This window comes from Kitasatospora sp. NPDC048545, assembly GCF_040651155.1.
GTDB lineage: Bacteria > Actinomycetota > Actinomycetes > Streptomycetales > Streptomycetaceae > Kitasatospora.
Genome location: NZ_JBEZIQ010000130.1, coordinates 1 through 5,152, shown reverse-complemented (window position 1 = coordinate 5,152; position 5,152 = coordinate 1). Strand labels below are relative to the sequence as shown.

Annotated in this window: 5 protein-coding genes and 1 pseudogene; all 6 read right to left on the bottom strand. The window is 68.5% G+C overall.

All coding sequences use genetic code 11. The features are described 5' to 3' along the window. A pseudogene (locus tag AB0D10_RS45725) lies at positions 1-794 on the bottom strand (hypothetical protein); the annotation flags it as partial. A 115-nt stretch (positions 795-909) separates the two neighbouring features. Beyond that, positions 910-1,950, bottom strand: a complete 1,041-nt coding sequence (locus tag AB0D10_RS45720; RefSeq protein ID WP_360268871.1) for a hypothetical protein — start codon at positions 1,948-1,950, stop codon at positions 910-912. 4 nt (positions 1,951-1,954) lie between these two features. Then, positions 1,955-3,490, bottom strand: a complete 1,536-nt coding sequence (locus AB0D10_RS45715) for a hypothetical protein (protein ID WP_360268869.1) — start codon at positions 3,488-3,490, stop codon at positions 1,955-1,957. A 42-nt stretch (positions 3,491-3,532) separates the two neighbouring features. After that, positions 3,533-4,090, bottom strand: coding sequence for a hypothetical protein (locus tag AB0D10_RS45710; protein ID WP_360268866.1), 558 nt, complete (start codon positions 4,088-4,090; stop codon positions 3,533-3,535). A 15-nt stretch (positions 4,091-4,105) separates the two neighbouring features. Continuing rightward, positions 4,106-4,570 (bottom strand): hypothetical protein, encoded by a 465-nt coding sequence (locus AB0D10_RS45705; RefSeq protein WP_360268864.1) that lies wholly within the window; start codon positions 4,568-4,570, stop codon positions 4,106-4,108. Positions 4,571-4,921: 351 nt separating this feature from the next. After that, on the bottom strand, positions 4,922-5,152 hold a 231-nt coding region (locus AB0D10_RS45700), incomplete at its 5' end, for a helicase associated domain-containing protein (RefSeq protein ID WP_360268862.1).

Here is a 5,152-nt window from a genome sequence, read left to right as displayed (position 1 = left end):
CCGTCCTTCCGGGTCAGGGCGGTGGTCCGCGGATCGGTTGTGATCGCGAAGACCTTCGTCCGACCGTCGTGCGTCGGGTTCGTGCCGATTGTGCAGGACCAGATAGGGGCGAACCCGGTGGTGACCTGCTGCGACACGTCCAGCTGCGCCTCGGGGTTCTTCGCGGGTGCGAACCCGGGCAGGCCGCAGAGGTTGGCCCAGTCCGGTTGTCTCTCGACCCCCTTCGTCGGCAGGTTCTTCAGTAGCGGCAGCTTTCGGTCGGCGCACGAGCGCGCCGGCAGCCACCACCGGCCGCCCGCCCCGACGTCCAACTCCGGCGCCCACCACGAACCCCTGCCCTCGCCGCGCGCGTGTGTATCGGCGCCGACCACCACCGGCCGCCCACCACGCCGCTGCTCCGCCGCGGCAGGTACGCGGGCATCACCGCGACCAGAGCGATGCCGGTGAACAGGACCAGACGTATCCCGTCCGCGCCGTCCCACGCCCGGCCGAGCGTCGCCAACGATGGACGGAAGCCGTTCAGGAGCAGCCAGGCGCCGAGCTGCATCACTGCCGCCGAAGATCGACGAGGCGAGCTGGGTGATCACTCTCAGCTGGGTGAACGTCCCGCAGCCACGGCTGATCCGGTGGGCTGGCAGGCGTTGTCGACGTAGTGGACCTTCGCAATCACCGCCAGAGCGGTGACGCCGACCAACATCGTGATCGCGGTCAGCCCCGGTCACCGCCATCGTGCTGGCCGCATCCTTCGCCTTGGGCTCGCGGAACGCCGACACACCCTTGGAGATCGCCTCCACACCGGTCGGCGCCGTACAGCAGAAGGGTGACCGCTCCGTGGATGCTGTCGAGGTTGGCCACCCTCGGCCTCTTCATCGAGTGGCCGGCGCGGAGCCGACCACTCGACGGACGCGATCAGAGGATCGGCTCGCAGCCGATCGCCTTGCCGCCAGCGGTGAGGAACTGCTTCCAGGCCTCGTCGGTGTCGGGGAAAAGCCCCTGGAGGATGTCGGTGTCCATCCGGAAGTAGGTGGGTTTGTCGTGGCAGGTCGCCACGACCTCCTGCTTCGGGATGGGGGAGCCCGCCCAGCGGGACCGGCCGAATGCGGGTGTGGCGTCCTTCTCGGCCAACGGCCCCCGAACCCTGGGCTCGGTCCCGATACTGAAGGACCAGGCGATGGGGTTCTGGCCGGTGGCGATCCGGCACACCCACACCGGGTCGAACGCGGTGGTCACGCTCTCCCGGTAGCCCTTGCTGCCGGCGCTGGCCGCAGTGAACCCGGGCAGGCCACAGACCGAGGCGTTGTTCAGGTCGTGCTCCTGACCGGCCTGTGACAGTTCGTGCGGTGCGGAAAGCGGCGTCTTCCCGCACCCCTTGCCCGCCGCGACGCCGTTCGCCGCCGAAACGGCGAGACGGGCGAGGTTCTCCGCGCCGGGTCCGTCATCGCCGTTCGACTTGACCTCCACTCGAAGGCCGTTGCCGCACTCTCCGGGCAGCAGCGCCCACGCCCAGTCGCTGCGGGCCGCTCCGCTCGCGCCGCCGTTCGCCGAGGCGGCGAACAGCTGGCTGTTCGAGTTGGCCGGGTAGGGGGCGAGGTCGTCGGCTTGGAGGACCTGCACGAAGACGGACCGGCTGTTGCCGAAGAATCCGTAGCTCACCTCCGCCTTGCAGAACGCTCCGCCGCTCGGCGACTGCCAGACACCGTTCTTCTTGCTGCTGACCTTGCCCGGCCCGAGCGCGTCGTTCAGTGCGGCCGCGCTCACCGCGCCGTCGCACACGGCGTCCGGCCCGAAGGCGTTGCTCAGGTTGTTGGCGAGGAACGCCCCCACCCCGGCCACGACCGCCGTCACCGTCACCGCGCCGACCACCGCCCGCACCCGCAACGGCCAGGTGGTGAACCCGCGCCGGTCGAGGGCGGCATCGACCTCGGAGATCTTGGACTGTCGTTCCGGCATCGGATCATCCCTTCCCGAAGGCGGCGTTGTGGGCCTGGACGATCGATGTGTAGTAGTGAACGTTGGCCGAGTCGGTCAGCTGGCCGAGCAGGATGTCCCGACCTGGCACGCCGAACTGATCGGCCTTCGCCTTGAGCATGACCTGCATCTGCGACTGTCCCGTCGTGTACAGGCTGCTGAGGTCGCCCTGCGCCTTGGTGTCGATCGCCGCGTTGACCTTGTTCGCCCAGTCAGACGTGGCGACGTCGACGTAGCGTTGGGCGATGTCCCCCACCGGCAGCCAGTCCTTGCCCGGAATCATGTTCGCGAGCGTGCCGATGTAGTGGTAGTCCATCTTGGCTTTCCAGTTGACCTTGAACTGCTCATCGGACTTGTGGTCCGTGATCGTGTCCGCCTGAACGGCGTCGAGCGCGCCCAAGGCCTTGCCGGCCGCGTTGACGAATCCCTCGAACTTCGGGTCCGGGCGCTCGTTGACGTCCCTGAACGCCTCGGGGCCGAACTCGGCCATCCGCCGGGCCACCTCCTGTGTCTCGGCCAGGTGGATCAGGGAGTACACCTCAGGGTCTTCGGCGGTGCCCCGGATCACCCGGAGGAGCTGCTCGCGGGTGGCGTTCAATCCCCCGGGTTCGGAGGGGCCGGGAAGGTCCTTGCTGAGGATGTCATGGGTGTCTGCCACGTAATCGGCGACCATGTCGGCCATCGGACGGCGAAGAGCGACGGCGAGGTTGTTCTGGTCGCCCGCCTTGTCGCCGCCGAGCGTCGAGAGCGCGGTGTCCATGATCCGGTTCATCGTCGCGTCGTGCGGTCGTACGGGCGGCTGCGAGCTGTTGGGGCCGCGGCCGGTCGCGCCGGCTTCCAGGACCTGACCGAACATCCCGTGAGAGCTGTTGCGCAGCTCGTCGGGGGACAGCTTGCCCTCCAGGTCCTGGTTGGGCCACGAGCGGTCCTTGAGTAGGTAGGTGAGGTTCTTGTTGCGGCTCGGGTCGAGGAATTCCTCGGCCGCCGCCGGGTCGCTCCTCATCTGCTTCATCAGGGGGCCCAGCGGATCGCCTGCACCGGCCCTGAGGGACCAGTTCGGGCCCCACAGGTCTTCGCCCTTGGTCTTGCTGGTGCGCTCGTAGTCGACCAGGTCGTTTCCGGCCTTGAGGAGGAACGCCTTGTCGAAGTTCCCGCCCGCGCCCATCAGCGAGGTGAGCGCCGGGTAGTTGTCGTTCCAGCCGGCCGCCGAGTCTCCGGGCCGGCGTGCGGCCTTCAGGAGGCCGTCCTCCCAGTCCTTGCCCATGCCGCCGTCGCGGGTGGCCGTGGCGAGGACCGTCGACAGGTTGCCGTAGACGTCCTGGTAGCCCTTGGCGTTGTGGTTGCCGTGGGCCAGGTCGCCGTAGACCTTGGAGTACTCCAGCAGGGCGTCCGGGCCGGTCTTGCCGCCGCAGTTGAGGCCATTGAGCAGCGTGGTGGAGAAGTCCTTGTTCTCCGCGTTGGCGGCCATGATGTCCTGCAACTGCTTCAGCTCCGGATCGCTGAGGCTGCCGGCCTTGGACATCAGGTCCTTGGCCCGGTTGGCGTCAGCGATCGGGCCAGCGCCTTACGGCTTCGGGTTGAATGAGGTGGTGCTGGTGCCGATGTCGCTCTGGAGGGCGGCGGCGGCCGTCTGATCGGCGGCGGTGGCCCGGTCGACGGCCTTGCCGAGGCGGGTGGAGATCGCGTCGGCCTTGGCCCGCATCTCGGTGTTGTACTTCTTGGCGGCCTCGACCCCGTCGGGGTCGTTCCGCGAGCCGGCCAGCGGGGGCCAGCAGACCTCGCCGTCGGGGGTGACGGTCAGCTCCTCGGTCTTCGCGTCGTAGATCGCGGTGAGGAGGTCGTTGTGGGCCGCGCGGAACTCCTCGGCCGCGGTGGTGATGATCGCGGCGAGGGCGGTCGCGACTGCCGACGCCTGCTGGAAGTCGGTGTCCACCCCCTCCAATGCCGAGTTTGCGTTGGCCGCCGCCACGCCCTTCCAACCGGCCCGCTGCGCCGTGCTGGTGAGGTCCTTGCGTACCCGCCCGTCCAGGGTGGTGAGGGTCTTGGCGACGCCGGACCAGGCTTCGGCCGCCTCCGTGACCGCGTCCGGACGGGCTTCGTATAACTGCTTGAAGGACACCATGTGCCCGGTTCCCCCTTAGTGAACTGCCGTGCCGAACAGCTGGGCGTTCCTGGCCTCGTTGGCCGTGTACGTCCGCTGAGTGGTGTCGAGGTTGGTGGCGATCCCGTCGATCCGGTCGTGCAGGGCTGTGCACTGCTTCAGCCACCGTTCGGTGCAGCCGGTGAGTGCGCTGCTGAAGGCGAAACCGCGGGTACCCGCCGACGCGGCGCTCACGTGGTCACTGAGGCTCAGCGTGAGGGGCCCGCTGTTGCCGTTGGCCTGGTTGAGGTCGGTGGCGATCTGCCGGGCTATCCCGGCCGAGGCGGCGAGTTCGTGCGGGGTGTCCAGTTGGGTGGTCGCCATGCCGGGGGGAGCGGCGTTCCAGAGCGCTGTGGCGCCGCTCTTGGCGGGGTTGGCGTACGGCGAGGTGCTCGGCGGCGTGCCGGGTATCGATGCCGCTGCCGGGGCGACCGGGCCGGTGGTGAAGTCGGGTTTTCCCATGGGTATGTAGTTCTCCCTCCCCCTGTGTGGGGGCAGTTTGCTCTGCGACACGCTGACCGTGTCGTGCCCCACTGTCGGCATACTGACACCCTCCGCAACGGCGGTTGCACGTAGGGTGGGGAAGACGGGCCGGGACGGGGCGTGGAGGTATCATTACCGGCGGGTCGCTTCTCTACGATCGCGAGTGTTACAGCTTTACTGTCAAACCCCGAAGAGTTCTGCGGCCAGCGCGTGAACACGGACAGTCCTGTCGGGCTCGGAAAGTCATCGCCGCAGGTGGCAGCAGTAGAGCGACTTCGGCCCGGAGGCCGCCACCCCACAGAGTGACGGCCTCCAATGCCTTTCGCGGCTCTACCAGGCCACCCCCAGGGCCTCCAACTGCCCGAGCTGCTCCGGGCTGAGCTTGTCCCGCCTTGCCTTCTGGTTGTTCAACCAGCTGCCCAGCGACGTCCCGTCCTCCTTGTGGGACCTCGGAACCCGCGCATGACCCTCCCGTTCGACGAACGCCGCAAGCGCGGCCAGGTGCTGCTGGAACCGGTCCGTACGGGACACCTTCGGCTTCGCCTCGGCGGCCTGCTTGGC

What these genes read in the sequence shown, in the direction of transcription:
- AB0D10_RS45715 (WP_360268869.1), bottom strand. Translation starts at nt 3,490, where the DNA reads ATGTCCAAGGCCGGCAGCCTCAGCGATCCGGAGCTGAAGCAGTTGCAG.
- AB0D10_RS45720 (WP_360268871.1), bottom strand. Translation starts at nt 1,950, where the DNA reads ATGCCGGAACGACAGTCCAAGATCTCCGAGGTCGATGCCGCCCTCGAC.
- AB0D10_RS45710 (WP_360268866.1), bottom strand. Translation starts at nt 4,090, where the DNA reads ATGGTGTCCTTCAAGCAGTTATACGAAGCCCGTCCGGACGCGGTCACG.
- AB0D10_RS45705 (WP_360268864.1), bottom strand. Translation starts at nt 4,570, where the DNA reads ATGGGAAAACCCGACTTCACCACCGGCCCGGTCGCCCCGGCAGCGGCA.